Source organism: Streptomyces sp. NPDC052299, assembly GCF_040679335.1.
Classification (GTDB): Bacteria; Actinomycetota; Actinomycetes; order Streptomycetales; family Streptomycetaceae; genus Streptomyces.
The window spans coordinates 1-26,215 of record NZ_JBFAUP010000003.1 but is presented as its reverse complement, the minus strand read 5'-3'; the positions used below and the strand labels follow the sequence as shown (position 1 = coordinate 26,215).

Here is a 26,215-nt window from a genome sequence, read left to right as displayed (position 1 = left end):
CTGGCAGACGCCGACGAGGGGGAGGGGAGCGGGCGGGGCGCCGCGTGGGCGCCCCGCCTCGGGGGGTGTCGGCTAGGCCTTCACGAAGAGCTTGTAGAACACGGCCGAGGACCACAGCGGGTGGAACATGGCGCCGCCGACCTTGGAGCCGTACAGGTAGAAGCGGCGCTGGAACGTCTCGGGGATGATCGGCGCCTCCTCCGTCATGATCCGCTTGTCGAGCGCGGCCCACGCCTTGCCGGCCTCGGCCGGGTCCGCGATGGTGACGTTCTTCTTGATGGCCTCGTTGACCCAGTCGACGTTGAGCTGCGAGATGTTGTTCGCGCCGTCCGCGATGGTGCCGCCGTCGAACAGCGGCTGGATCAGCGTGTAGCCGGTCGGCCAGTCCGGGGACCAGCCGAACCACATCACGTCGAACTTGTTGTCGATCTTCTGGACGCCGTCGTAGTAGCTGGTGGACTCCAGCGGCTTGAGGACGGGCTCGAAGCCGGCCGCCTTGAGGGCGTTCTCGATGACGACCTTGGTCTTGTCGTAGGTGTTGCCCTGCGGGAAGGCGTAGACGATCTTCTGACCCTCCTTGCCCGCCTCCTTCAGCAGCGCCTTCGCCTTCTCCGGGTCGCCCTGCGGCTTCTTCAGCTTGCCGTAGACGTCGTCCTTGGCGTAGCCCATGATGTCGGGGCTCAGGATCGAGGTCGCGTAGTCACCGGCCGACGGGCCACCGTAGATCTTGCGGATCTGCTCCAGCGGCCACGCGTGGATCAGGGCCTGGCGCACCTTCAGGTCGGTGATGCGCTTGGTGTTGATCGCGTAGTAGTAGATGCCGGTGAGCAGACCGTTGAAGGTGCGCTTCTTCAGCTCGGCGTCGGTGAGGACCTTCTGGATGCGCTCGGCCGGGACGCCGCTGTACGCCATGACGGCGTACTGGTCGTCGCCGGAGTCGGCGATCAGGCGGTCGGCGGCCTGGAGACCCTCGGGGCCGAACTCGTAGACGAACTGGTCCGGGTACGCGTTGCGGATCGCGTCGGTGTTCGGGTCCCAGTGCTCGTTGCGGACCAGGGTCATCGACTTGTCGACGGAGTGCGACTTGATGCGGTACGGGCCGCAGGACACCGGGTCCTTGTCGTACTTGTCCTTGCTGTCGCCCTTGACCGGGACGGCGCCGTAGGAGGTCATCGCCAGGGTGAAGTTGAAGTCCGGGCGGGCCTCGGCCAGCTTGAAGGTGATGGTCTTCTTGGCGGCGTCCGTGACGACCGAGTCGAGGTGCTTGCCGCTGAACGGACCCTTGTACTTGCCGCGGAAGTCGGTGCTGCCGGTGAGCGCCTGCTGGGCGTAGCCGGCGCCCTCGGTGGTGAAGCTGGCGAAGCCGCGCTCGATGCCGTGGCGCACGTCCTCGACCGTCAGCTCCTTGCCGTCCTCCCACTTGAGGCCGTCCTTGAGCGTGAACTCCCAGGTCTTGCCGCCGTCCTTGGTGGTGCCGGGGTCGGTGGCGAGGTCGCCGACGAGCTTCATCGAGCCGTCGGAGGCGATCTTGTAGCCGGTCAGGCAGCGGATGAAGAGGTCACCGACGGCGGAGTTCCACGAGAAGTAGATGCGCTGCGGGTCCAGGTGCGAGAAGTCGTCCGGCGCGATGCCGCGGATCGTCCCGCCCTTCTTGGCGCCGGGGATCTCCGGAGCGGCGCCCGTGGAGTCCTCCTTGGTGCCGACGACGACCGAGCCGGTGTACTTGTCGGCGCCGCCGTGGCCCTTGCTCTTGTCGCCCTTGCCGGCGGTGGAGCTGCCGCTGCTGCAGGCGGAGAGCACCATCGTGCTGCCGGCCGCGACCGACGTGGCGATGACGAAGTTTCTGCGGGAGAGAGACATGGCTTCCTGCTCTGGTCGAGTGGAGAAACGGTGGATCCGGGTGGGCCCCGTCGCCCGTCCGGAGTACGGCGGATTCAGCGCTTGGTCTTGGGGTCCAGCGCGTCGCGCACGGAGTCGCCGAGGAGGTTGAAGGCGATCACGAAGATCACCATCGACGCGCCGGGGAAGAGCATGAAGGTGATGTCGCTCTGGTAGACGTCCGAGCCGCGCTGGATCATCACGCCCCAGTCCGGGGTCGGGGACGTCAGCCCGACGCCGAGGAAGGCGAGACCCGCCTCCGCCGTCACGTAGGCGGGCAGCGCGAGCGTGGCCTGGATCAGGATCGGCGTCCAGAGGTTGGGCAGCAGTTCCTTGAAGATGATCCGCGCCGGGGACGCGCCGGTGACCTTGGCGGCCTCGACGAACTCGCGCTCCCGCAGGGCCAGCACCTCACCGCGCAGCAGACGGGCGATGGAGGCCCAGCCGAAGGCGGTCATGACCGAGATGAGGGTGACCACGGTCAGCCAGACCGGGGTGTTCTCCTCCGGGTCGACCAGGATCGAGAGCAGTACGGGCCAGAAGGCGATGAAGAAGAGCGTGGAGGGGAAGGCCAGCAGGATGTCGATGACCCGGCCGACCAGGTAGTCCGTCTTGCCCCCGAGGTAGCCCGCGGTGACGCCGATCGCGATGCCGATCACGGTGACGAGCAGCGTGGTGGCGGCGGCGATGAGCAGGGAGTTGCGGATGCCGTAGAGCAGGAAGGTGAAGACGTCCCGGCCGAGGCCGGGCTCGATGCCGAACCAGAAGTCGCCGCTGATCCCGCCGTTGGGAAGGACCGGGGAACCGAAGTCGTCCAGCAGACTGGTGTCGTTCTGCCCGTACGTCGTGTACGGGTCCTTTCCGTACAATTTCGCGATCAGCGGGGCGGCAATGCCCACCACGAAGAAGAAAATGACCACATAGGCGGAAATCACGCCGGTGCGGTCCCGCTTGAAGCGGCGCCAGGCGAGCTTTCCGGGTGACCGGCCGTCACCCCCCTTGCCCGAGGCGGACTCCGGCGGAAGGGTCGCCGTCACATCCGCCGCCTCAAGGGTGGCTGCTGCGTTCGAGGTTGGAATCGTCATGGTGCTCCTGGCCCGGAGGGTCGAAGGACTCCGCAGGGCACACCCACGGGCTACCCGGACTTTTTCAACGCAATTCACGCAGGGTCAATGAATGTCGAGCCGCCTTGGTCCGCTCTTTGGCACCTTGGCCTTTACATGACTCCCGCTTGGCGAGTCTTTTACCCTGCGTTTGCCTGCCCCTGGGGATATTGACCTGCAATTCAATTCAATCCGGGCATTGAGTCCGATATCCGGGCGGCGTTGTCTCGGAATTCGTACATCCGGATGTGGCGCTATGCGGTCGATGCCGGTTCGTTGCCCCGCCGTTATTGCTTCGTCGCTCGTCAGAGGGGGTGGTGCGGTCCGTCAGGGTGTCGTGTACGCGTCCGGAATCCGGTGTCCGGGCGGGGGTGCGGACGTCCGGAAGGCCGTCGACGTGCCCGAATGGGTGGAGTAGATATGCATACGCCCCGTTCTGAGGTGATATTTGACCTCACGTAAGCCGGAGCACAACGAGGAGGCACTCCATGCGCGGAGCCACACACGTCAAGTGGGCCGCATGTGCGGCGGCCGTCGCCCTGGCGGCGACGGCCTGCGGCGGGGGCGACAGCGGTGGCGGTGGAGGTGGCGCCGACGGGATCGTCAGCTCGTCCTGGGGTGACCCGCAGAACCCGCTGGAGCCGGCCAACACGAACGAGGTGCAGGGCGGCAAGGTCCTCGACATGATCTTCCGGGGTCTGAAGAAGTACGACCCGAAGACCGGTGAGGCCACCAACATGCTCGCCGAGAAGATCGAGACCAAGGACAACCAGAACTTCACCGTCACGGTGAAGGACGGCTGGACCTTCAGCAACGGCGAGAAGATCACCGCCAAGTCCTTCGTGGACGCGTGGAACTACGGCGCCCTCCTGAAGAACAACCAGAAGAACGCCTACTTCTTCGGCTACATCGACGGCTACGACAAGGTCCACCCGGAGTCCGGCAAGGCCAGCGCCACCACCATGTCCGGCCTCAAGGTCGTGAACGACAAGACCTTCACGGTCAAGCTGTCGCAGAAGTTCTCGCTGTGGCCCGACACCCTCGGCTACCCGGCCTTCGCCCCGCTCCCCAAGTCCTTCTACACCGACCACGCCGGCTGGCTCTCCAAGCCCGTCGGCAACGGCCCGTACACCATCGACAAGTACACCAAGGGCTCCTCGATGAGCCTGCGCAAGTGGGACGACTACCCCGGGGACGACAAGGCGCAGAACGGCGGCATCGACCTCAAGGTCTACACCGACAACAACACCGCCTACACCGACCTGACGGCCGGCAACCTCGACCTCGTGGACGACGTGCCCGCCTCGCAGCTCAAGAACGTCAAGTCGGACCTCGGCGACCGCTACATCAACACCCCGGCCGGCATCATCCAGACCCTCGCCTTCCCCTTCTACGACAAGAACTGGGACACCGCCGGCGCCGTCAAGGTCCGCCAGGGCCTGTCGATGGCGATCAACCGCCAGCAGATCACCGACCAGATCTTCCAGAAGACCCGCACCCCCGCGTCCGACTGGACCTCCCCGGTCCTCGGCGAGGACGGCGGCTTCAAGAAGGGGCTCTGCGGCAAGGAGTGCACGTACAACGCCGCAGAGGCGAAGAAGATGATCGAGGACGGCGGCGGCATCCCCGGCGGCCAGCTCAAGATCTCGTACAACGGTGACACCGGCTCGCACAAGGAGTGGGTCGACGCCGTCTGCAACAGCATCAACAAGGTCATGGGCAACAACAAGGCGTGCGTGGGCGCCCCCGTCGGCACCTTCGCCGACTTCCGCAGCCAGGTCTCCCAGCAGAAGCTGCACGGCGCCTGGCGCGCGGGCTGGCAGATGGACTACCCGCTCATCCAGAACTTCCTGCAGCCCGTGTACTACACCAACGCCTCGTCCAACGACGGCAAGTGGAGCAACAAGCAGTTCGACGACCTCGTGGACAAGGCCAACGCCGAGTCCGACAAGGCCAAGGCCGTCTCCACCTTCCAGGACGCCGAGAAGGTCATGGTCGAGCAGATGCCCGTCATCCCGCTCTGGTACCAGAACGGCAGCGCCGGCTACTCGGAGAACGTCACCAACGTCTCGCTGAACCAGTTCAGCGTCCCGGTGTACGAGCAGATCAAGGTCAAGTAAGGGACGGAGCCGGGCGACCGTGCGGTGACGCACCGGCCGCCCGGCTTCCCCGTCCCCCGACTCCCGAGCCTCCGTCCCCGCGACCCCCGGAGCCCTTCATGGGACGTTATGTGATCCGGCGGCTGCTGCAGATGATCCCGGTCTTCTTCGGCACCACGCTGTTGATCTTCCTGATGGTGAACGTGATGGGTGACCCCATCGCGGGTCTCTGCGGCGACCGCCAGTGCGACCCGGCGACCGCCGCCCAACTCCGCTCGGAATTCGGCCTCGACAAGCCGGTGTGGCAGCAATACCTCACCTACATGGGCAACGTCTTCACCGGCGACTTCGGCACCGCGTTCAACGGGCAGAAGGTCACCGAGCTGATGGGCACCGCCTTCCCCATCACCATCCGCCTCACGCTCGTCGCGATCGTCTTCGAGATCGTCATCGGCATCAGCCTCGGCGTCGTCACCGGGCTGCGCCGCGGCCGGCCGGTCGACACCACGGTCCTCATCCTGACGCTCGTCGTGATCTCGATCCCGACCTTCGTCACCGGTCTGCTGCTCCAGCTGCTCCTGGGCGTCGAGTGGGGCGTCATCAAGCCGTCCGTCTCGCCCGAGGCCCCCCTGAACGAGCTGCTCATCCCGGGCCTGGTGGTCGCCTCCGTCTCACTGGCGTACGTCACCCGGCTCACCCGGACCTCGATCGCCGAGAACACCCGCGCCGACTACGTCCGCACCGCGACCGCCAAGGGGCTGCCCCGGCGCCGCGTCGTCATCCGCCACCTGCTGCGCAACTCGCTGATCCCCGTCGTCACCTTCATTGGCACGGACGTGGGCGCCCTGATGGGCGGGGCGATCGTGACCGAGCGGATCTTCAACATCCATGGCGTCGGCTACCAGCTCTACCAGGGCATCCTGCGCCAGAACTCGCAGACCGTCGTCGGCTTCGTCACCGTCCTGGTGCTGGTCTTCCTGGCGGCCAACCTGATCGTCGACCTCCTCTACGCCGTACTCGACCCGAGGATCCGCTATGCCTGAGCAGACACCGGACGAGGCGATCTCGGCCGCCGGAGCCGGCGGGCCCACGGACCTCGCGCTCGCGGAGGGCGACAGCCTGGAGAAGACCCCCGGCGGGCCCGAGGGGACCGGGCCGGACACCAAACCGCAGAGCCTGTGGTCGGACGCCTGGCGCGACCTGCGCCGCAACCCGGTCTTCATCATCTCCGCGCTGATCATCCTGTTCCTGGTGGTCATCTCGATCTGGCCGCAGCTCATCGCCTCCGGCGACCCGCTCGACTGCGACCTCGGCAAGGCCCAGCAGGGTTCCCAGCCCGGCCATCCCTTCGGCTACGACGGACAGGGCTGCGACGTCTACACCCGCGTCGTCTACGGCGCCCGCAACTCCGTCACCGTCGGCATCTGCTCCACCCTCGGCGTCGCCCTGATCGGCAGCGTCCTCGGCGGCCTCGCGGGGTTCTTCGGCGGCTGGTGGGACGCGGTCCTGTCCCGGCTCACCGACATCTTCTTCGGCATCCCCGTCGTCCTCGGCGGCCTGGTCTTCCTCTCCGTGGTGACCAGCTCCACCGTCTGGCCGGTGATCGGCTTCATCGTCCTGCTGGGCTGGCCGCAGATCGCCCGCATCGCCCGCGGCTCCGTCATCACCGCCAAGCACAACGACTACGTCCAGGCCGCCCGGGCCCTCGGCGCGTCCAACGGCCGGATGATGCTGCGCCACATCGCGCCGAACGCGGTCGCCCCGGTCATCGTCGTCGCGACCATCGCGCTGGGCACGTACATCTCGCTGGAGGCCACCCTGTCGTTCCTCGGCGTCGGCCTGAAGCCGCCCGCCGTCTCCTGGGGCATCGACATCTCCGCCGCGTCCCAGTACATCCGCAACGCCCCGCACATGCTCCTCTGGCCCGCCGGCGCGCTGGCGGTGACGGTGCTGGCCTTCATCATGCTCGGCGACGCGGTGCGCGACGCCCTCGACCCCAAGCTGCGCTGAGGAGTCCGCTGCCATGTTGCTCGAAGTGCGCGATCTGCACGTGGAGTTCCACACCCGGGACGGGGTGGTGAAGGCCGTCAACGGGGTCAACTACTCGGTGGCCGAGGGCGAGACGCTCGCGGTGCTCGGCGAATCCGGCTCCGGCAAGTCGGTCACCGCACAGGCGGTCATGGGCATCCTCGACATGCCCCCGGGGAAGATCCCGCAGGGCGAGATCCTGTTCAAGGGCCGCGACCTGCTGAAGATGAAGAAGGAGGAGCGCCGGAAGATCCGCGGCCAGGAGATGGCCATGATCTTCCAGGACGCGCTGTCCTCCCTCAACCCCGTCCTGACCGTCGGCGAGCAGCTCGGCGAGATGTACGTCGTGCACCGCGGGATGTCCCGCAAGGACGCGAAGGCCAAGGCCGTCGAGCTGATGGACCGGGTCCGCATCCCGGCCGCCAAGGAACGGGTGGGCAACTATCCGCACCAGTTCTCCGGCGGCATGCGCCAGCGCATCATGATCGCCATGGCGCTCGCCCTGGAGCCCTCCCTGATCATCGCGGACGAGCCCACCACCGCCCTCGACGTCACCGTCCAGGCCCAGGTGATGGACCTCCTCGCGGAGCTCCAGCGCGAACTGAACATGGGCCTGATCCTCATCACCCACGACCTCGGCGTGGTGGCGGACGTCGCCGACAAGATCGCCGTGATGTACGCGGGCCGCATCGTGGAGACCTCGCCCGTGCACGACATCTACAAGGCGCCCGCCCATCCGTACACCAAGGGCCTGCTGGCCTCCATCCCGCGCCTGGACCAGAAGGGGCAGGAGCTGTACGCGATCAAGGGGCTGCCGCCCAACCTGCTGCACATCCCGCCCGGCTGCGCCTTCAACCCGCGCTGCCCGATGGCCCAGGACGTCTGCCGCACCGACGTGCCGCCGCTGTACGACGTGGCCGAGCACCGAAAGAGCGCCTGCCACTTCTGGAAGGAGACGCTCGATGCACGCTGACCACTCGGGGCGCAAGGAAGCGCGCGAGGAGGGCGAGACCGCGCGCACCCTGCTGTCCAAGTCGCGCCGGGAGAGCGCGTACGCGGGCGGCGAACCGATCCTGGAGGTGCGCGACCTCGTCAAGCACTACCCGCTGACCCAGGGCATCCTCATCAAGAAGCAGGTCGGCGCGGTCAAGGCCGTCGACGGGGTCACCTTCGACCTCGCGGCCGGCGAGACGCTGGGCGTCGTGGGGGAGTCCGGCTGCGGCAAGTCGACGGTCGCCCGGCTGCTCGTCCAGCTGGAGAAGCCGACGGCCGGGGCCATCCGGTACAAGGGCGAGGACATCACCAAGCTGTCCGGCCGCGCGCTGAAGGCCGTGCGCCGCAACATCCAGATGGTGTTCCAGGACCCGTACACCTCGCTCAACCCGCGCATGACGGTCGGCGACATCATCGGGGAGCCGTACGAGATCCACCCCGAGGTCGCCCCGAAGGGCAGCCGGCGCCGCAAGGTGCAGGAGCTCCTGGACGTGGTCGGGCTCAACCCGGAGTACATCAACCGCTATCCGCACCAGTTCTCCGGCGGCCAGCGCCAGCGCATCGGCATCGCCCGCGGCCTCGCGCTCAACCCGGAGATCATCGTCGCCGACGAACCGGTCTCCGCGCTCGACGTCTCCGTCCAGGCACAGGTCGTCAACCTGCTGGACCGGCTCCAGGCCGAGTTCAACCTGAGCTACGTCTTCATCGCACACGACCTCTCCATCGTGCGGCACATCTCCGACCGGGTCGGCGTGATGTATCTGGGCCGGTTCGTGGAGATCGGCACCGACGCGGAGATCTACGACCACCCCACGCACCCGTACACGCAGGCGCTGCTCTCCGCCGTGCCGGTGCCGGACCCCGCGGCGCGGGAGTTCCGCGAGCGGATCATCCTGCACGGCGACGTGCCCTCGCCCGCCAACCCGCCCTCCGGCTGCCGCTTCCGCACCCGTTGCTGGAAGGCCCAGAAGCGGTGCGAGCTGGAGGTGCCGTTGCTGGCGGTCCCGGAGGCGTTCCAGGACGTGGACACCCCCGCGCGGCACCCCTCCGCCTGCCACTTCGCGGAGGAGAAGCGGGTGGTCCCGCCGGAGGGCACCCTCGACCCGGTGCCGGGGGAGGGCGGTCAGGGGGAGGCGGCCGAGCGGGCGGCCGAGGCGGCAGAGGCGCCGGAGGCCGGGGAGCGGCCCGGACCGGCGGACCGCGACGAGGGCCCGCCCCCGCCCTCCGGGAGCAGCCGGGCGGTCTGACGCGGCGTTAACACGCGGGCAACGTCCCCGATATACGGACGCGGCATCATCGACAACGTACGGCCGTGCGGGTGCCGTGGAACCGGCCGGTGGGGTGTGACGCCCCCCGGCCGGTCGCCGTACGGGCGGCGGTGCGGGCCCTCTTGTCCGGAGGGCGGACGCACGGAAGTATCACCGGTGTGATACTCACCCGCGGAGCAAGAGTCACCGGAGCCGTCCTGTCCGCCGTGCTCGCGGTGATCACCGCGTGCTGGCTGATACGGGACGTCGACGCGACAGGTTTTGGTCAACTGTGGCGGTACTGGTCGGGGTTGTACGACGAGACCCCCCCGCGGGCCCTCCCCACCACCTCGGGCACGGACCTCGTCCTGTTCGTGGTGTACGTCGCCGTCACCGTGGCAGCCCTGCGTGCCGCGTCCGCCGCCTCCGCGCTCGTCGTCGCCGGGGTGGTCACCCTCGCCGTGCGGCTTCCCGGCCTCTGGACCATCGGCACCCGCCGGATGGAGTCCGCGTACTCCGACGACCTGCGCTCGCGGGCCCTGATCTGCGCCTTCGTCGCCGTCGCCGCGGCCGCCGCGATGATCATCACCGCCGGTGCGGGCCGCCGTCCGCCCGTCGACTCCTACGAGCGGACGCCGACCGGTCCGGGCCCGGGCGCGGGCGTGATGGCCTTCCTGGTGCTGTGCGCCGCCGGGGCCGTGCTGATCGCCTGGGAGATCCGCCAGCTGGTCCGGATTCCGGAGCTCTTCCCCGACTGGTACGTGGGCGGAGACCGGATCGGGCAGTACCTGACCGGGCCGCCGCCCGGCTGGGCCACCGTGACGCTGGCCCTGCTGTGCGTGGCCGCCGGGATCAGCGCCGCGGCCCGGGCCCCGCACGCGCGCCCGTTCGGCCTGGTCGCCGGGGCGGTGCTGCTGCCCGGCGGGGTGTTCGGGGTGGTCCGGATGGTCCACTACGAAACGCTCCAGCACTTCGACCAGTTGTCCACCGAGCTCCAGCTCAGCCTGCTCAGCACGGTCTTCCAGGTGCTGGCCGCCGTGGCCGCGCTCATCGCCCTCGCCGTGCCCGGCCCGGTCCGCGCCCCGGGCCAGGACCCCTGGACCGGCAGCGGCGGCCCGGGCTGGGGCCCCGCACCGGCCACGCCCCCGCATCCCGGGCAGGGGCCCGGCTACGGCTACCCGCAGGGCGGCGGCGGCTTCGGCCCGCCCCCGCCGCCCTCGCAGCCGCCGCCCGGCTGGTAGTTCAGAGGCCCAGTGACCGCTTCAGGAAGTCGACCTGGAGCAGCAGGAGGTTCTCGGCCACCTTCTCCTGCGGGGTCATGTGGGTCACCCCGCTCAGCGGCAGCACCTCATGCGGGCGGCCCTCGGCGAGCAGGGCCGAGGAGAGCCGCAGGGTGTGCGCGGCGACCACGTTGTCGTCCGCCAGGCCGTGGATGATCATCATCGGGCACACCTGCTCGGCCGCGTGCGACAGCCCCTCGTCGGTGAGCAGCGAGTTGTACGCGTACACCTCGGGGCTCTGTGCCGGGTCGCCCAGGTAGCGCTCGGTGTAGTGGGTGTCGTAGAGCCGCTGGTCGGTGACCGGGGCGCCGACGACCGCCGCGTGGAAGACGTCCGGCCGTCGCAGCGCGGCCAGCCCGGCCAGGAAGCCGCCGAACGACCAGCCCCGGACGGCCACCCGGCCCAGGTCCAGCGGGAAGCGCTCCGCGAGCGCGTGCAGGGCCTCGACCTGGTCGTCGAGGCTGAGGGCCAGATTGCCCTTGACCGCCTTCTCCCAGGCCGGTGAGCGGCCGGGCGTCCCCCGTCCGTCCGCGACGACCACCGCGAAGCCCTGGTCCGCGAACCACTGCGAGGTGAGATGCGGATTGTGGGCGGCCACGACCCGGCGCCCGTGCGGTCCGCCGTACGGGTCCATCAGGACCGGAAGCGGACCGTCCGACTCCGAGTACCCGGTGGGGAGCAACACGGCGCACGGAATCCGCCGTGCGCCCCCTTCGGTGAGCACCGGCCGCGCGGTCAGCACCGGGCGCTCCGCACGGCTCTCCACGACGGCGATCTCCTTGCCGTCCCGCAGCACCCGCGCCGTCGTCCCGGGCCGCTCCGGCGTCGCCGAGACCAGCACCGTCACCCGGCCCGACCGGACCGCCGTGTGCACGCCGACGCCTTCGGAGACCCGCTCCACGCCCAGCTCGTTGACCCGGTAGACATGGGTCTCGCCGGTCTCCGGCGCGGCCGCCTCCTCGCCCGCCGACGCCGTCACCAGGACGTCGGAGTCCCCGATGTCCAGCACCGACTGGACGTGCAACTGGCCCCCGGTCAGCGTCCGGTCGCCGACCGCGAGCCGCCGTGCCCCGCCCTCGTCCGTGACCCGCACGAGCCGCCCGTCCGGCGCCCACGCGGGCACCCCGGGGAACAGCTCCAGCCAGACCGGGTCCTCGTCCACGTGCACGGTCCGGGTCGCCCCGGTCTCCGGGTCCACCGCCAGATACAGCTGGCTCTGCTGGTCCCGGGCCTGGACGAGGAGCAGCGGAGCCCCGTACGAGGACCAGTGCACCCGCGCCAGATACGGGAACCGGGCCCGGTCCCAGACCACTTCGGTGCGCTTGCCGTCCAGGTCCACGACATGGAGCCCGACCACCGCGTTGGGCGTGCCCGCCGCGGGGTACGCGACCTCGGCCGGCTTCTGCTCGGGATGCGCGGGGTCGGCGATCCACCAGCGCCGCACGGGGCCGTCGTCGACCCGGGCCACCAGCAGCCGGGCGGAGTCCGGCGACCACCAGAAGCCCCGGTTGCGGCTCATCTCCTCGGCCGCGATGAACTCCGCCAGCCCGTACGTGACATGGGCGTCCTCCGGCTCCGCGAGCGCCCGGTCCGCCTCGCCGTCCACCCCGACCACGCGCAGGGCACCCTTGGACACATAGGCGACGTGTCGCCCGTCCGGGGAAGGGCGCGGATCGATCACCGGGCCGGGAACGGGCAGCGCGCGCGCCGTGCCGGCGCCCAGATCCGCGACGTACACCTTCCCCGACAGCGCGAACGCGGCCGACTCCGCGGCTCCGTCCAGGGCGTATCCCACGATTCCCGAGGAGCCCTCGCGGCTGCGCTCCCGCCGGGCGCGCTCCTGCGCCGACAGACGCTCCTGTGCACCGCCCAGCAGCGCCTGCGGGTCGGCCACCAGGCGTTCTCGCGGTTCGGAGCCCTCGTTCAGGTCCAGTGCCCAGAGCTGCCCCGCGCGGTCCGTACCCGAACCCGAGCGCAGGTAGACCACGCGTCCACCGTCGGGTGACACCGTGAACGCACGCGGTGCCCCGAGGGTGAATCTCATGGTCCTGGCCAGCTGGAGCGGAAACGTGATCTCTGACGAAGTCATGCGCCCGAACCTATCGGCAGCGCTCGTCCGTGCGCCCCTCGTGCTGCTGTGACCCGAACAATGCGTTGCCACGGATAGTTATGATCCGTAGCGCTCGGTGGGTATGAACCTGCTGGCTCCATGCGTGCTGCCCGTCCCGACCGTACAGATGGAGGTGAACCGCCGTGGCGCTCTCGATTTCGGCGGTGGTGCTGCTGGCGATCATCGTCTTCCTGCTGATCCGGAAGTCCGGACTGAAGGGAGGACATGCGGTCGTCTGCGCGCTGCTCGGTTTCTATCTCGCCAGTTCGTCCATCGCACCCACCATCTCCGAGGTGACGACGAACGTGGCGGGCATGATCGGCGGCATCAAGTTCTGAGCGGGTCACCCGTCGGCGGGCGGCCGTCCCGGGGAATCGTAGGCTGGTGCCATGACGGACCTTCCCGCCCGGCGGCTGCTCCTGGTGCACGCGCACCCGGACGACGAGTCGATCAACAACGGCGCCACCATGGCCAGGTACGCGGCCGAGGGCGCCCTGGTCACGCTGGTGACCTGCACGCTCGGCGAGGAGGGCGAGATCATCCCGCCCGCGCTCGGCCGTCTCGCCTCCGACCGCGACGACGCCCTGGGCCCGTACCGCCTCGGTGAGCTGGCGGCGGCCATGAAGGAGCTGGGCGTCACCGACCACCGCTTCCTCGGCGGCCCCGGCCGCTACCGGGACTCCGGGATGATGGGCGCCGAGCAGAATCACCGCCCCGGCGCCTTCTGGTCCGCCGACCTGGACGAGGCCGCCGGGCACCTCGTCGACGTCATCCGCGAGGTGCGCCCCCAGGTCCTGGTGACGTACGACCCCGACGGGGGCTACGGCCACCCCGACCACATCCAGGCCCACCGGGTCGCCACCCGAGCCGTGGAGCTGGCCGCCGACGCCGCGTACCGGCCCGGCTCCGGCGCCGCGCACACCGTCGCGAAGGTCTACTGGAACCGGGTGCCGCGCCCGGTCGCCGAGGAGGGGTTCGCCGCGCTGCGCGCCGAGGCCCCGGACGCCTTCCCGGGGATCGCCGCGATCGGCGACGTACCGGGTGTGGTCGACGAGGACCGGATCACCACCGTGATCGACGGCACCGGATACGAGGGCGCGAAGACGGCCGCGATGCGGGCGCACGCCACCCAGATCGCCGTCCAGGGGCCCTACTTCGCGCTGTCGAACGACCTGGGGCAGCCGGTGTTCACCACGGAGTACTACGAGTTGGCCGACGGCACGCCCGGCGCTCCGGCGGGCGAACGCGAACGGGACCTCTTCGCGGGAGTGCCGGGGGCGGACCGGTGAGCGGCAGCAGCAGGGCGCGGGCGGGCGGCGACCGGACGGGCGCACAGAAGAAGGACATTCCGGCCAGCGGTCTGGCCGCACCCCTCAACCCCGCCCGGATCGCCGCCCTGTTCGGGCTCGCGGTCCTCGGCGCCGTCGTGGGCATCGCCGGAACGCTCGTCCAGGCCGCCTGGTTCCCGGGTGGGCTGCTGCTCGCCCTGGCGGCAGCCGCCGGCCTCTTCCACGGCGGGCGCACGCTGACGGGCACCCAGCCGGGCGCCGTGGCTCCCGCGGCGGGATGGCTGATTTCGGTCGTCTTTCTCCTCAGTGGGCGCCCCGAAGGGGACTATGTCTTCGGTGACGCGCTCGGCCTCGGGCTCTTCATGCTGGGTGGAATGGCCGTCGCTGTGATCTGTGCCACCATGCCGCGATCGTCCGGGCAGCGGGCCGAAAGCGGCCGACCTGCCAAGTAATGTGCTCCGTCCGATCCCGTGATGCCCCCTGTACGTCCGGGGGGTGCGCAGTCGTTTCCCCCGGTGGCGGGGTGTGTGCGGGCGGCGGCCAGTATGGTGGTTCGCGCGCCCGGGCTGTGGCACGGGGGAAGTACGGGCGGCGGAGCCAATCGGGAGAACCTGCTTTGAGTCGTGAAACTGACAGTTCGTCCTCCGGGCCCCAGGGTCGCGGAGGAGCCGCGTACCCCTCGGGTACGCCGCCGTACGGATCCCGCCAGTATCCGTCGACGCACCCGTCGCAGGACGCCCCGGAAGGGTTTCAGGAACCCGGCGGCGCGGACCGGCCCGATGAGCCGAAGACCGAGACGACGCTGACGACGCGCATCCGGATCAACATTCCGGGCTCGCGCCCCATCCCGCCCGTTGTCATGCGTACGCCCATGAGCGATGCCGAGGGCGAGGGCGAGCGCACCGGCTCGACCCCGCGTCCGGGCGCCTCCGCGCCGGGCGGCGCACCGCAGACCCCCCAGGCGCCGGCCGCGGAGTCCGGCGAGGACGCGGCCGCGGCGGAGTCCGGGAAGCCGGCCAAGGAGAAGAGCGGCGGCAGCGACTGGTTCGCCCCGCGCAAGCCCCCGGCGGCCGCGAAGCCCCCGACGGACGGCGGCCCCGGCGACACGGACGGCGCGGGCTTCCCGGCACCGGGTGCCGGCGGGCCAGGGGCTCCCGGCGGTGCCGGCGCTCCGAGCGGCCCCGGCGCCCCCACCGGCCCCGGCCGGGTCTCCCCGCCCTCCGGCCCCCGTACCGACCTGCCGTACTTCTCGGACGGGCCGCGGAACGACGCCCCGGAGGCGCCCGGCGGTCCGCGTTCCACCCCCGACCTGGGCGTCCGCACCCCCGGCCCGGCCGGCCCCACCACGGGCCCGGCCGCGGGCAGTTCGCCGCTCACCCCGGACCTCGACGGCCCCGGCCCCTTCCCGCCGGGTCCCGGTCCGCTGAACCCGGGCGGCCCCGGGCAGGGCGCCGCGCCGCCGCGCATGTCCGACGACACCGCCATCCTCACCCCGCAGTTCGCCCCGCCCCCGGGCGGCCCCGGCGGCAACGTCTCGGGTGACACCCTGAACAGCGGCATCCCCGTCGTGCCCGGCGGCCGGAACGTCCCGGGCGACCCGATGGGCACCGGGCCCGGCGGCCCCGGCGGCCCGGGAAGCGCGGCGCCGAAGCCGGCCGCCGCGGCCCGGCCCGCGCCGAAGCCGGCCCCGGCCAAGAAGGGCCGCTCGAAGCTGGTCCTGCTCGGTGCGGCGGTCGTCTGCCTGCTCGGTGTCGCGTACGGCGCCGGACTCCTGATGAACCACTCCGACGTCCCCAAGGGCACCACGGTCCTCGGCGTCGACATCGGCGGCGGCACCAAGGAGGACGGCGTCGAGAAGCTGGACGCCGCGCTCGCCAAGCGCGCCGCGACGCCGCTCAAGCTGAGCGTGGACGGCAAGGAGACGCGGCTCGCCCCGGACAAGGCCGGGCTCTCCCTGGACAGCCAAGCCACCGTGCGCGCCGCGGCCGGCAGCGACTACAACCCGGTCTCCGTCATCGGCTCGCTCTTCGGCGGTGAGCGGACCGTCGAGCCGGTCTTCCCGGTGGACGAGGAGAAGCTGGGTGTCGCGCTCCAGGACCTGGCCGGTGACTCCGGCACCGTGAAGGACGGCACCATCAAGTTCGAGCCGGGCAAGGCCATCGCCGTACCGGGCAAGCCCGGCAAGGCGATCGACGTCAACAAGTCGATGGGCTCCGTCCGGGACGCGTACCGCGCCCAGGTCGAGACCGGCAGCGCCCGGACCGTCGAACTGCCCGTGGTCACCAAGGAACCCACCATCACCCAGGCCGAACTGGACCGGGCGATGAAGGAGTTCGCGGAGCCCGCGATGTCCGGCCTGATCACCATCCGGGCCGGTGGCAAGGAGATCCCGTTCGGCCCGGCGAAGTCCCTGCCGCAGATCCTGTCGATGAAGGCGGTCGACGGGAAGCTGGTCGACGTCTACGACAAGGAAGCCATCGACCGGCTCTGCGCCGGTGTCTTCGACGGCGTCATGATCACCAAGGGTGACGGCAAGAAGCACCAGCTCAGCGCGGACGACGTGGCCTACGCCATGAAGGGCGCGCTGACGGGGAAGACCCCCGCCGAGCGCACGGTCACGATCGACCTCGACGGCAACGGCTGACCCGCCCGCACCACGGCCCGCCGCCCCCGACCGGATTCCGGCCGGGGGCGGCGGCGTTGACGGGCACCGGCCGCCCCGTACGTCCATCACCCCCGGCACATGACATCTGTCATCCCGGATTCACGACCGCTGACCCTGCCGCGCGCACCCCCCGGTCCGCCAGCCTGGACGCATGACAACGACAGCCACCGGAGCGACCGCGACGAGGACCGCGGTGGTCAGCTTCGACCGGGTCAGCAAGGTCTACGGGGACGTGCGCGCCGTCGACGGGCTCACCCTGGACCTGCACCCCGGCGAGACCGTGGCCCTCCTCGGCCCCAACGGTGCGGGCAAGTCCTCCACCCTCGACCTGCTCCTCGGCCTGCGCACCGCCGACTCCGGCACCGTCAGCCTCTTCGGCACCACCCCCCAGGAGGCCATCAGGGCCGGCCGGGTCGGCGCCATGCTGCAGAGCGGCGGCCTGATGGAGGACGTCACCGTCGAGGAACTGGTCCGGCTGGCCTGCGACCTGCACCCGCGCCCCCACCCGGTCGGTGACGTGCTGGCCCGGGCGGGCATCGCGTCCATCGCCGGCCGGATGGTCAACAAGCTCTCCGGCGGCCAGGAGCAGCGCGTACGGTTCGCGCTCGCCACCGCCGGCGCCAACGACCTCATCGTCCTCGACGAGCCGACGACCGGCATGGACGTCACCGCCCGCCAGGCGTTCTGGGCCACCATGCGCGAGCAGGCCGAGCAGGGCCGTACCGTCCTGTTCGCCACGCACTACCTGGAAGAGGCCGACGCGATCGCGGACCGCGTCCTGGTCCTGCACAAGGGCCGCCTCCTCGCCGACGGCACCGCGGCCGAGATCAAGGCGAAGGCCGGGGCCCGCCGGATCTCCTTCGAGCTGGAGGGCGCGATCGACCTGGCCGCCCTGCGCGCCCTGCCGTTCCTCTCCTCGCTCGACGTCAACGGCCGGCGGGTGCGCATCCAGTCCCACAACGCCGACGCGACCGTCCACGCGGTCTACGGCCTCGGCCTCTACCCGCGCGAACTGGAAGTCGCCGGACTCGGCCTGGAGCAGGCCTTCGTCGCCATCACCGAGGCCGAGGAGGCCAGGAACTCGTGACCACTCTGATCCGGCTCGAAGTCACCCGGACCCTGCGGAACAAGAAGTTCATGTTCTTCTCGGTCATCTACCCGTCGGTGATCTACCTGCTGATCTCCGGCACCCAGAACGACACCGACACGATCCCGCACACCGATCTGACCCTCCAGTCCTTCTTCATGGTCTCCATGGCCTCCTTCGGGGCCCTGACCGCCGTCCTGATGGGCAACAGCGAGCGCATCGCCAAGGAGCGCGAGAAGGGCTGGGTGCGCCAGCTGCGGCTGACCGCGCTGCCCGGCCGGGGCTACGTCCTCGCGAAGATCGCCGGCGCCGCCATGGTCACCCTGCCCTGCATCGTCGTGGTCTTCCTGGTCGCCGCCTCGGTCAAACACGTCCGCTTCGACCTCTGGCAGTGGTTCGCGCTGACCGGCGTCATCTGGGCCGGCTCCCTCGTCTTCGCCGCGCTCGGCGTCGCCATCGGTTACCTCACCAGCGGGGACGCGGTCCGCCCGGTCACGATGATCATCTACTTCGGGCTCTCCATCCTCGGCGGCCTCTGGATGCCCAGCGCGACCTTCCCGCAGTGGCTCCAGAACATCTCCGAGTGGCTTCCCACGCACGCGTACGCTGCACTCGGCCAGGCCGTCGAGATGGGCGGCGCGCCGCACGCCAGGGACGTTGCCGTCCTCGGGGTCTACTTCCTGCTCTTCGCGGGCGGTGCGGCCTGGCTCTACCGGAAGGACACGTTGAAGGCGTGAACGACGACGAGACGTCGGTGGGTCTCGGGCGACCGCCCGCGACCGCCCGGCAGGCCGGGATCAAGCTGCTGTGGATCGGCATCTGGCTCGCCTTCATGAGCGCGCCGGTCAAGGACCTCGCCGACGGCAACCACACCCCGTGGGCGACCGCGCTTGGCGTCCTCGGGCTGCTGGTCTTCGTCGGCGCCTACCTGGTCCTGGTCTTCCGGCACACGTCGAAGGCGCTCGACCCCTTCCGGGTCCGGGCCTCGATCGCCTTCCTCGGGGCCGTCGCGGTCCTGCTGTCGCTGACGTTCGGCACGCCCTGGCTGGTCCTCTTCGTGTACGTGGCGGTGTCGGCCGGGGCCACGATGCCGATGCGGACCGCGCGGTGGCTGATCCCCGTCGTGACCGCCGTCCTGGTGGGCGTCGGGGCGACCCTGGAGGACCCACGCGAGACCGTCACCGCGCTGGTCTTCCCGGCCCTGCTGGGCGGCTTCGCCATGACCGGCGTACGGCAGCTGGTCCGCACCACGATCGAGCTGCGCCAGGCACGGGCCACCGTCGCGCAGCTCGCCGCCAACGAGGAGCGCCTGCGCCTCGCCCGCGACCTGCACGACCTGCTCGGCCACTCCCTCTCGCTGATCACCCTCAAGAGCGAGCTGGCCGGCCGGATGCTCCCCGACCGGCCCGAACTGGCGGCCGCCCAGGTCGCGGACATCGAACAGGTCAGCCGCCAGGCTCTGGTGGACGTACGCAGTGCCGTCACCGGATACCGCCGGCCGACCCTCCCCGGCGAACTGGCCGGCGCCCGCACCGCGCTGGCCGCCGCGGGGGTCGACGCCGACGTCCCGGCCGACGTCCCCGACGGGCTGTCCGAGAAGGCGGAGGAAGTGCTCGCCTGGGGGCTGCGGGAGGCGGTCACCAATGTCGTGCGCCACAGCGGTGCGCACCGCTGCACGGTGACCCTGACGCCCCGCCAGACGCTGGACGGGCGGGTGCTCGAACTCACCGTCGCCGACGACGGCCGGGGCGCCGCCGGCACCACGCCCGGCAACGGCCTCACCGGCCTCACCGAACGCCTGGCCTCGGTGGACGGCACCCTCACCACCCGGGCCACCCAGCCCCGTTCGGGCAAAGGCTTCACCATGGTCCTCAGCGTTCCGTTCGAATCCGGCCTAGGATCCGCGGAATGAGCATGATCAGACTTCTCCTCGCGGAGGACCAGTCCATGGTGCGCGAGGCCCTGGCGGCGCTCCTCGGCCTGGAACCGGACATCGAGGTGGTCGCCCAGGTCGCCCGCGGCGACGAGGTCCTGGCGGTCGCCCGGGAGCACGGCGTCGACGTGGCGCTCCTGGACATCGAGATGCCCGGGATGACCGGGATCGAGGCGACGGCCCGGCTCCGCGACGCCCTCCCGGACGTGAAGGTCGTGGTCGTCACGACCTTCGGCCGGCCCGGCTATCTGCGCCGCGCCATGGAGGCCGGCGCCGACGCCTTCCTGGTCAAGGACGCCCCCGCCTCCCAACTGGCGGAAGCGGTACGCAAGGTGCTCGCCGGCGAACGCGTCATCGATCCCGGTCTCGCGGCCGCCGCCCTCGCCGACGGCGCCAACCCGCTGACCGACCGCGAACGCGAGGTCCTGCGCACCGCAGCGGACGGCTCGACCAACGCGGAGATCGCCACCGCCCTCCACCTCTCCCAGGGCACCGTCCGCAACTACCTCTCCATGGCGATCCAGAAACTGGCCGCCCGCAACCGAGCCGAGGCGGTCCGGGTGGCGCGGGAGAAGGGCTGGCTGTAGGGGGGCGTCCCGGTCCGGGCCGTCGCCGCCCCCCCGCCGTCACCGTCCCGGGGACACCAGCCCCGCCTCGTACGCGATGATGACGAGCTGCACCCGGTCCCGCGCCCCCAGCTTGGCGAGCAGGCGGGTGAGATACGTCTTCGCCGTGGCGACGCTGATGACCAGGCGCTCGGCGATCTCCGCGTTCGAGAGCCCGCCGCCGACGAGCACCAGCACCTCCCGCTCCCGGTCGGTGATCGCGGTCAGCGGCGCCGGGGCCGGTGCGGCGGGCGAGGGCCGGGCCGCGAACTCCTTGATCAGCCGTCGGGTGACGCCCGGCGCGATGAGGGCGTCACCCGAGGCCACCACCCGGACCGCCGCCAGGATGTCGTCCAGCGCCATGTCCTTGACCAGGAATCCGGCCGCCCCGGCGCGCAGCGCCCCGTACACGTAATCGTCGTCGTCGAACGTCGTCAGAACCACCACGTGCGTCCCGCCGCACTGTGCCGTGATGCGCTCGGTGGCCTCGATGCCGTCCATGCCGGGCATCCGGATGTCCATCACCACGACATCGGGGGCCAGCCGCTCGGCCAGCCGGACCGCCTCCTCGCCCGTCCCCGCCTCGCCGACCACCTCGATGTCCGGGGTGTCCGCCATGACCATGCGCAGCGCGGTCCGCACCAGCGGCTGGTCGTCCGCGAGCACGACGCGCACGGGCACGTCGGGCTGCCCGCCGCCCGTCCCGCCGCTCATCCCGCCACCCCCCGGACCGGCTCCGGCTCCGGCGGCGCGGCTGTCGCCCCCCGGGCACGCTCCGGCGCCGGCACCGGGAGGCGGGCGGTGACCCGGAAGCCTCCGCCGGGGGCCGGGGCGGCGCTGAACTCGCCGTGCAGCAGGGCCACCCGCTCCCGCATGCCGACCAGGCCGAACCCGGGGGCCGTGCCGCGCCCCGCGTCGCGCCGCGCGCCCCGGCCCCGGTCCGTGATCTCGATGGCCAGCTCCTCGACGCCGTACTCGACGCGGACCCGGCAGGCGTCGGTCTCCGCGTGGCGCACCACGTTGGTCACCGACTCCTGGACGATCCGGAACGCCGACAGCTCCAACTCCGGTGGCAGCGCGCGCCGTACCCCCCGCCAGTCCACCTCGACCCGCACCCCGGCGGCGGTCGTGGTCCGGGCGAGCCGGTCGATGTCGGCCAGGGACTCGGCGGGCCGCAGCGGCGCGTCCTCGTGCTCCGCCGCGTCCTGGCCGGGCCCGGTCTCCCGCAGCGCGCCCAGCATCCGCCGCAGCCCCGACAACGTCTCCCGGCCGGCTGCCTCCACCGCGCTCATCGCCTCCCGCGCGGCGTCCGGCTGGGTGTGCACGACCCTGGCCGCAGCGCCCGCCTGGAGGGCGATGATGCCGACGCTGTGGGCCACCATGTCGTGCATCTCGCGGGCGATGCGCAGCCGTTCGGCGACGAGCGCCCGGTCCGTGGCCCTGGCTCTCAGGTCCGCGTCGTGCTTGCGGCTCTCGTACACCGAGCGGCCCACCAGCCAGGCGACGACGGCCGTCAGGGCGACGGCCAGCTCCGCCGACGTACCGGCGCTCCAGCCCGCGAGCACCCGGTAGCTCACGTAGGCCACCAGGACGAGGACCGACAGGACGAGGGCGAGGACACCCGTGCGCAGCGGGCGGGCGGCGGCCGTGAAGTACAGGGCGACATCGACGGCCAGGAACTGGGTCAGCGGGATCTCCGCCACTCCGAGCGGCATCGTGGCGAGCGCGGAGGCGGCGAGCAGCACCGCCATGGCGCCCAGCGGGCGACGGGTGAGCCACCGGCAGCCGGCCAGGAGCAGCGCCGTGGACAACAGGTGGGTCAGCAGGCCGTCCCAGCGGTAGAAGAGGACCCCGGGCAGGACGGACGCCTGCTCCTCGCCGGGCAGCCGGACCCGCGTGAGGAGGGTGAGCACCATGCCCGCGAACCACGCGGTCGCCACCCACGCGCCCGGTGGGACGCGCTTGAGCAGGGGAAGGACCGGTGAGTTGGACATGCGCCGAGCGTAACCAGAGCCGAACCCCCGCGCATCGGCCCACGGTTGTACACCCACGGGTGCACTCCGGGCCGCCCGGATGTCAGCGACGGCCCGACGACACGGCACGGCCCCGCCGAGCAGGGTGGGACCCGTGATCGAAGCCAACGGACTGACCAAGCGATACGGCGGCGCCACCGCCGTGGACGACCTGACCTTCACCGTCCGGCCGGGCGAGGTGACCGGCTTCCTCGGGCCCAACGGGGCCGGCAAGACCACCACCCTGCGCATGCTCCTCGGCCTGGTGGAGCCGACCGCCGGAACGGTCACCGTCGGGGGCCGCCGCTTCCGCGACCACCCGCGCGGACTGCGCCACGTCGGCGCCCTGCTCGACGCGGGCGACGTCCACGGCGGCCGCACCGCCCGCGCCCACCTCGCCGTGCTGGCCCGGAGCAACGGCATCCCCCGCGCCCGGGTCGACCGGGTCCTCGAAGAGGTGGGCCTCGCGGCAGCGGCCCGCCGCCGCGTCGGCGGCTTCTCGCTCGGGATGCGCCAGCGCCTCGGCATCGCCACGGCCCTGCTCGGCGACCCGCCCGTCCTGCTCTTCGACGAACCGCTCAACGGCCTCGACCCGGAAGGCGTGCTGTGGGTGCGCGGACTCTTCCGCCGGCTCGCCGCCGAGGGCCGTACCGTCTTCGTCTCCAGCCACCTGATGTCCGAGATGGAGCACACCGCCGACCGGCTCGTCGTCATCGGGCGCGGCGCGCTCATCGCCGCCGAGAGCCTGAGCGCGTTCGCCGCCCGCTCCACCCGCCGCAGCGTCACCGTACGCACTCCGGACGCGGCGGACCTGACGTCGCTGCTGACCGCCGAAGGCGCCTCGGTGGCCGGGGACGGCGACCGGCTCGTCGTGACCGGGCTCCCCGCCGAGCGCGTCGGCGAACTCGCCCTGCGCCACCGGGTCCTGCTCCACGAACTGACCACGCCCGGCGCCTCGCTGGAGCAGGCGTTCATGGAAATCACCGCGGACAGCGTCCAGTACCCGGCAGGAGACCCCCGATGACCACCGCCACCGCCGCCCCCGTCACGCGCGTCGAGGCCCGCGTGCGCTTCACCGACCTGATCGCCGCCGAGTGGCTGAAGACGTGGTCGCTGCGCTCGACGCCCTGGCTGTACGCAGTCGCCGCACTGGCCGTCGTCGCGTTCAACGCCGGTACGGCCTACGACCACTACAAGTACTGGTACCAGTACGACAAGGGCAGCCAGGAGTTCTTCGTCAGCCACCGCCTGGCGCTGGTCGACGCCTTCACCAACAATTCCGCCCTGGTGCTGGTCCTGGCGCTCGCCGCGATCGGGGCCGTGTCGGTCACCGGCGAGTACGCGACCGGGCTGATCCGCACGACCTTCGCCGCCGTGCCGGCCCGGCGCTCGGTGATGGCCGCCAAGGCCCTTGTCCTCGCCGCCGTCGCGACGGCCTTCGGCGTGCTCGTCGCCGCCGTCTCCTTCGCCTCGACCTGGGCGATCCTGTCCGGACGCGGCGCCGAGGTGGCCCTCGGCGACCCGGGAACGTTCCAGGTCCTCGCCGCCTCCGCTCTGCTCGCCCCGGTCGCCGCGCTCACGGGCTTCGCGCTGGGCACGGTGGTCCGGCACACGGGAACGTCGGTCGTGGCGTGCGTGGTGGTGCTGCTCCTGCTCCCCATGGTCCTCAGCGACCGCCGCCACCTGACGGCGGTGCTCCGGCACACCCTGCCGTACAGCGCCTGGGAACGCCTGGCGGGCGGTGCGCTTCCGCGGACCCCGGCCGAGCTCTACCCCTGGTCGGAGGCGGGAGCATGGGCCGTCTACGTCCTGTGGGCGCTGGTCGCGGCGGCCGTGGCGGTGTGCGCGGTGCACCGCCGCGATCAGTGAGGACGACGGTTGCCAGGGGGCGTCCTGCCGGTCGGGGCCGGTCGGACACCCCCTGGGCGTCACGCTCCCGGCGCGCCGAAGTAGTGCCCCTCGTCCAGGTCGTCGATGAGCCCGGGCCCGGCCGGCTTCCAGCCGAGGCGTTCCCGGGTCCGGGCGCTGGAGGCGGGCGAGTCCAGGCTCACCATGCCGGCCAGCCAGCCGAAGTGGCCGGGCGCGTCCTCGGGGGCGACGGAGGCCGTGGGGACGCCGAGGTGACGGCCGATGGTCTCGGCGACGGACTGCAGCACGACGCCCTCCTCGGCCGCCGCGTGCAGCGTGGAGCCGGCGGGGGCGTCTTCGAGGGCCAGCCGGAACAGGTGGGCGGCGTCCGTGCGGTGGGCGGCCGGCCAGCGCTGGGAGCCGTCGCCGACGTAGCCGGAGACGCCCTTGGCGCGGGCGGCGGCGATGAGGCCGGCCACGAAGCCCTGGTCCCCGTCGCCGTGGACCGTCGGGGGCAGCCGGACGACGGACGAGCGGACGTCGCGGGAGGCGAGGGCGATCGTCGCCCGCGCGTTGTCCTGGCGGCCGGTGGGACCGCCGGTGGGCGCGTCCGGGTCGGCGGCCTGCCCGTCCTCCTCGGTGGCGACCCGGCCGGGGGCCAGCCCGAGGAGCCCGGACGCGATGACGAAGGGCTTGCCGGAGCCGGCGAGCGCGTCCCCGAAGGCGTCGATGGCCTTCCGGTCCGCGTCGGTGGCGCCCTGGAAGTCCCCGGAGAACGCGATGTCGTGCTTGAACGCGAGGTGGAGCACCCCCTCCGCGTCGGCGGCGGCCTCGCGCAGCACGTCCAGGTCGTCCAGCGATCCGCGCCGCACCTCGGCACCCGCGGCGGCCAGCGCCTCGGCCGAGGCGTCCGAACGGGCGAGCCCGACGACCTGGTGACCGGCCCCGATGAGCTCGGGGACGACCGCGGAACCGATCCAGCCGGACGCGCCGGTGATGAATACACGCATGAGGAACCTCCTGAACGGGCTGACGATCCGGGCGGCGGGAACGCTGCCGGACCCCTGATGTCAGCGACTGTCATCAGCCTACCTCTGATGTCAGTGACTGTCATCCCATAGACTCGCCGCATGGGTCGATGGGAGCCGAACGCGCGCGGCAGGCTGGAACAGGCAGCCATGGAGCTCTATGCCGAGCGGGGCTACGAGCAGACGACCGTGACCGAGATCGCCAAGCGGGCCGGGCTCACGGAACGCACGTTCTTCCGGCACTACGCGGACAAGCGCGAGGTGCTGTTCGCGGGCTCCGCCCTGTTGCAGGAACGCCTGGTCGGCGGCCTCGCCGGGGCGCCGCCGTCCGCGCCCCCGATCGACGCGGTGGCGGCGGGGCTCCAGGCCGCCGCGGCCGTGCTGGACGAGCGGCACCCGCAGGCCAGGCAACGGCAGCGGATCATCGCGGCCAACGCGGAGCTCCAGGAACGCGAGCTGGTCAAGCTGGCGTCGCTCGCCGCTGCGATGGGGGAGGCCCTGCGGGCCCGCGGCGTCAGCGAACCGGCGGCGAGTCTGGCGGCCGAGGCGGGGATCGCCGTCTTCAAGGTCGCCTTCGTGCGCTGGGTCGACACCATCGGGGCGCGCGGCCTGGGCGCGTTCGTCCTGGAGGGGCTCGCCGGACTCGAATCCCTGATGGCGGGCGGCCGCCCCTGACACGCAGACGCCCGCCCCGCCGGAAGCGACGGGGCGGGCGTCCCGGCGGAGGACTCCGGCGACCGGAGTCCCGTACCGCCGGCGGTCTACGGGAACGACACCACCTGTGACGGGACCGTCTCCGTACCCGAGGTCGGGGCCCCGGTGTCGTTGATGACGTGGTTGTACTGGCCCTGGCCGCCGAGCGAGACGACGAGCAGGTCGTGGAACTTCACACCGGCCTTGACCGGAGCCTCGAAACCGTGGTCCTGGCGGATGCTGGGGTCGACGTTGAAGTAGCAGTAGCTGCCGAGTCCCCAGCCCTCGTGGGTGTTGACCGAGTCGTCCACCTTGTA

23 protein-coding genes and 1 pseudogene are annotated in these 26,215 nt (G+C 71.4%); 17 read left to right on the top strand and 7 right to left on the bottom strand.

Features of this window, described 5'->3' with window-relative positions:
* Positions 1–72: 72 nt before the first annotated feature.
* Complete coding sequence (locus tag AB0L33_RS05660; protein WP_365677981.1) at positions 73–1,860, bottom strand: ABC transporter substrate-binding protein; 1,788 nt, start codon at positions 1,858–1,860, stop codon at positions 73–75.
* A gap of 74 nt (positions 1,861–1,934) precedes the next feature.
* Complete coding sequence (locus AB0L33_RS05655) at positions 1,935–2,963, bottom strand: ABC transporter permease (RefSeq protein WP_365677979.1); 1,029 nt, start codon at positions 2,961–2,963, stop codon at positions 1,935–1,937.
* A gap of 506 nt (positions 2,964–3,469) precedes the next feature.
* Here AB0L33_RS05655 and AB0L33_RS05650 point away from each other — a divergent pair.
* From AB0L33_RS05650 to AB0L33_RS05625, 6 genes are all read left to right on the top strand, one after another.
* Positions 3,470–5,101, top strand: coding sequence for an ABC transporter substrate-binding protein (locus AB0L33_RS05650; protein WP_365677977.1), 1,632 nt, complete (start codon positions 3,470–3,472; stop codon positions 5,099–5,101).
* Between the two features lie 98 nt (positions 5,102–5,199).
* A complete protein-coding gene (locus AB0L33_RS05645) occupies positions 5,200–6,123 on the top strand; it encodes an ABC transporter permease (protein WP_365677975.1) in 924 nt (307 codons plus the stop codon).
* Positions 6,116–7,090: an ABC transporter permease gene (locus tag AB0L33_RS05640; protein ID WP_365677973.1), complete on the top strand. Its 975-nt coding sequence runs from the start codon at positions 6,116–6,118 to the stop codon at positions 7,088–7,090. Before AB0L33_RS05645 ends, AB0L33_RS05640 begins: the two co-directional genes overlap by 8 nt.
* A gap of 13 nt (positions 7,091–7,103) precedes the next feature.
* Positions 7,104–8,081, top strand: coding sequence for an ABC transporter ATP-binding protein (locus tag AB0L33_RS05635; RefSeq protein WP_365677971.1), 978 nt, complete (start codon positions 7,104–7,106; stop codon positions 8,079–8,081).
* Positions 8,071–9,348, top strand: coding sequence for a dipeptide ABC transporter ATP-binding protein (locus tag AB0L33_RS05630; RefSeq protein WP_365677969.1), 1,278 nt, complete (start codon positions 8,071–8,073; stop codon positions 9,346–9,348). The genes AB0L33_RS05635 and AB0L33_RS05630 overlap by 11 nt, the downstream gene beginning before the upstream one ends.
* Before the next feature lie 179 nt (positions 9,349–9,527).
* Positions 9,528–10,589, top strand: coding sequence for a hypothetical protein (locus tag AB0L33_RS05625; protein ID WP_365677967.1), 1,062 nt, complete (start codon positions 9,528–9,530; stop codon positions 10,587–10,589).
* 1 nt (position 10,590) lies between these two features.
* Here the strand turns inward: AB0L33_RS05625 and AB0L33_RS05620 are convergent, their stop codons facing one another.
* A complete protein-coding gene (locus AB0L33_RS05620; RefSeq protein ID WP_365677965.1) occupies positions 10,591–12,717 on the bottom strand; it encodes an alpha/beta fold hydrolase in 2,127 nt (708 codons plus the stop codon).
* 164 nt (positions 12,718–12,881) lie between these two features.
* Between AB0L33_RS05620 and AB0L33_RS05615 the strand changes: the two genes are divergently transcribed.
* From AB0L33_RS05615 to AB0L33_RS05580, 8 genes are all read left to right on the top strand, one after another.
* A complete protein-coding gene (locus AB0L33_RS05615) occupies positions 12,882–13,076 on the top strand; it encodes a hypothetical protein (RefSeq protein WP_365677963.1) in 195 nt (64 codons plus the stop codon).
* Between the two features lie 51 nt (positions 13,077–13,127).
* Positions 13,128–14,027, top strand: coding sequence for an N-acetyl-1-D-myo-inositol-2-amino-2-deoxy-alpha-D-glucopyranoside deacetylase (mshB, locus tag AB0L33_RS05610; protein WP_365677961.1), 900 nt, complete (start codon positions 13,128–13,130; stop codon positions 14,025–14,027).
* A gap of 56 nt (positions 14,028–14,083) precedes the next feature.
* On the top strand, positions 14,084–14,479 hold the full coding sequence (locus AB0L33_RS05605) for a DUF6113 family protein (protein ID WP_365678643.1): 396 nt from the start codon (positions 14,084–14,086) through the stop codon (positions 14,477–14,479).
* Between the two features lie 419 nt (positions 14,480–14,898).
* A complete protein-coding gene (locus AB0L33_RS05600; RefSeq protein WP_365677959.1) occupies positions 14,899–16,671 on the top strand; it encodes a hypothetical protein in 1,773 nt (590 codons plus the stop codon).
* Between the two features lie 172 nt (positions 16,672–16,843).
* Positions 16,844–17,779 (top strand): ABC transporter ATP-binding protein, encoded by a 936-nt coding sequence (locus tag AB0L33_RS05595; RefSeq protein WP_365677957.1) that lies wholly within the window; start codon positions 16,844–16,846, stop codon positions 17,777–17,779.
* On the top strand, positions 17,776–18,516 hold the full coding sequence (locus AB0L33_RS05590; protein ID WP_365677955.1) for an ABC transporter permease: 741 nt from the start codon (positions 17,776–17,778) through the stop codon (positions 18,514–18,516). The genes AB0L33_RS05595 and AB0L33_RS05590 overlap by 4 nt, the downstream gene beginning before the upstream one ends.
* Positions 18,513–19,691 carry a sensor histidine kinase gene (locus AB0L33_RS05585; protein WP_365677953.1) on the top strand — a complete coding sequence of 393 codons (1,179 nt, stop codon included), beginning with the start codon at positions 18,513–18,515 and terminating at the stop codon, positions 19,689–19,691. Before AB0L33_RS05590 ends, AB0L33_RS05585 begins: the two co-directional genes overlap by 4 nt.
* Complete coding sequence (locus AB0L33_RS05580; protein WP_365677951.1) at positions 19,688–20,299, top strand: response regulator transcription factor; 612 nt, start codon at positions 19,688–19,690, stop codon at positions 20,297–20,299. Before AB0L33_RS05585 ends, AB0L33_RS05580 begins: the two co-directional genes overlap by 4 nt.
* Positions 20,300–20,338: 39 nt before the next feature.
* On the opposite strand, the gene AB0L33_RS05575 is transcribed toward AB0L33_RS05580, so the two are convergent.
* Positions 20,339–21,031: a response regulator transcription factor gene (locus tag AB0L33_RS05575; protein WP_365677949.1), complete on the bottom strand. Its 693-nt coding sequence runs from the start codon at positions 21,029–21,031 to the stop codon at positions 20,339–20,341.
* The gene (locus tag AB0L33_RS05570; RefSeq protein WP_365677947.1) at positions 21,028–22,311 is read right to left on the bottom strand and encodes a sensor histidine kinase; all 1,284 of its coding nucleotides are present in this window, start codon (positions 22,309–22,311) and stop codon (positions 21,028–21,030) included. The genes AB0L33_RS05575 and AB0L33_RS05570 overlap by 4 nt, the downstream gene beginning before the upstream one ends.
* A gap of 133 nt (positions 22,312–22,444) precedes the next feature.
* On the opposite strand from AB0L33_RS05570, the gene AB0L33_RS05565 reads away from it, so the two are divergent.
* Together AB0L33_RS05565 and AB0L33_RS05560 are read left to right on the top strand one after the other, a co-directional pair.
* Positions 22,445–23,353: an ABC transporter ATP-binding protein gene (locus AB0L33_RS05565; RefSeq protein WP_365677945.1), complete on the top strand. Its 909-nt coding sequence runs from the start codon at positions 22,445–22,447 to the stop codon at positions 23,351–23,353.
* Entirely contained in the window at positions 23,350–24,198 is an 849-nt protein-coding gene (locus AB0L33_RS05560; protein WP_365677943.1) for an ABC transporter permease, read from the top strand. Before AB0L33_RS05565 ends, AB0L33_RS05560 begins: the two co-directional genes overlap by 4 nt.
* Before the next feature lie 59 nt (positions 24,199–24,257).
* On the opposite strand, the gene AB0L33_RS05555 is transcribed toward AB0L33_RS05560, so the two are convergent.
* Positions 24,258–25,187 (bottom strand): SDR family oxidoreductase, encoded by a 930-nt coding sequence (locus AB0L33_RS05555; RefSeq protein WP_365677941.1) that lies wholly within the window; start codon positions 25,185–25,187, stop codon positions 24,258–24,260.
* A gap of 120 nt (positions 25,188–25,307) precedes the next feature.
* Here AB0L33_RS05555 and AB0L33_RS05550 point away from each other — a divergent pair, with 120 nt between their 5' ends.
* Complete coding sequence (locus AB0L33_RS05550; RefSeq protein ID WP_365677939.1) at positions 25,308–25,880, top strand: helix-turn-helix domain-containing protein; 573 nt, start codon at positions 25,308–25,310, stop codon at positions 25,878–25,880.
* A gap of 86 nt (positions 25,881–25,966) precedes the next feature.
* Here the strand turns inward: AB0L33_RS05550 and AB0L33_RS05545 are convergent.
* A pseudogene (locus AB0L33_RS05545) lies at positions 25,967–26,215 on the bottom strand (coagulation factor 5/8 type domain-containing protein); the annotation flags it as partial.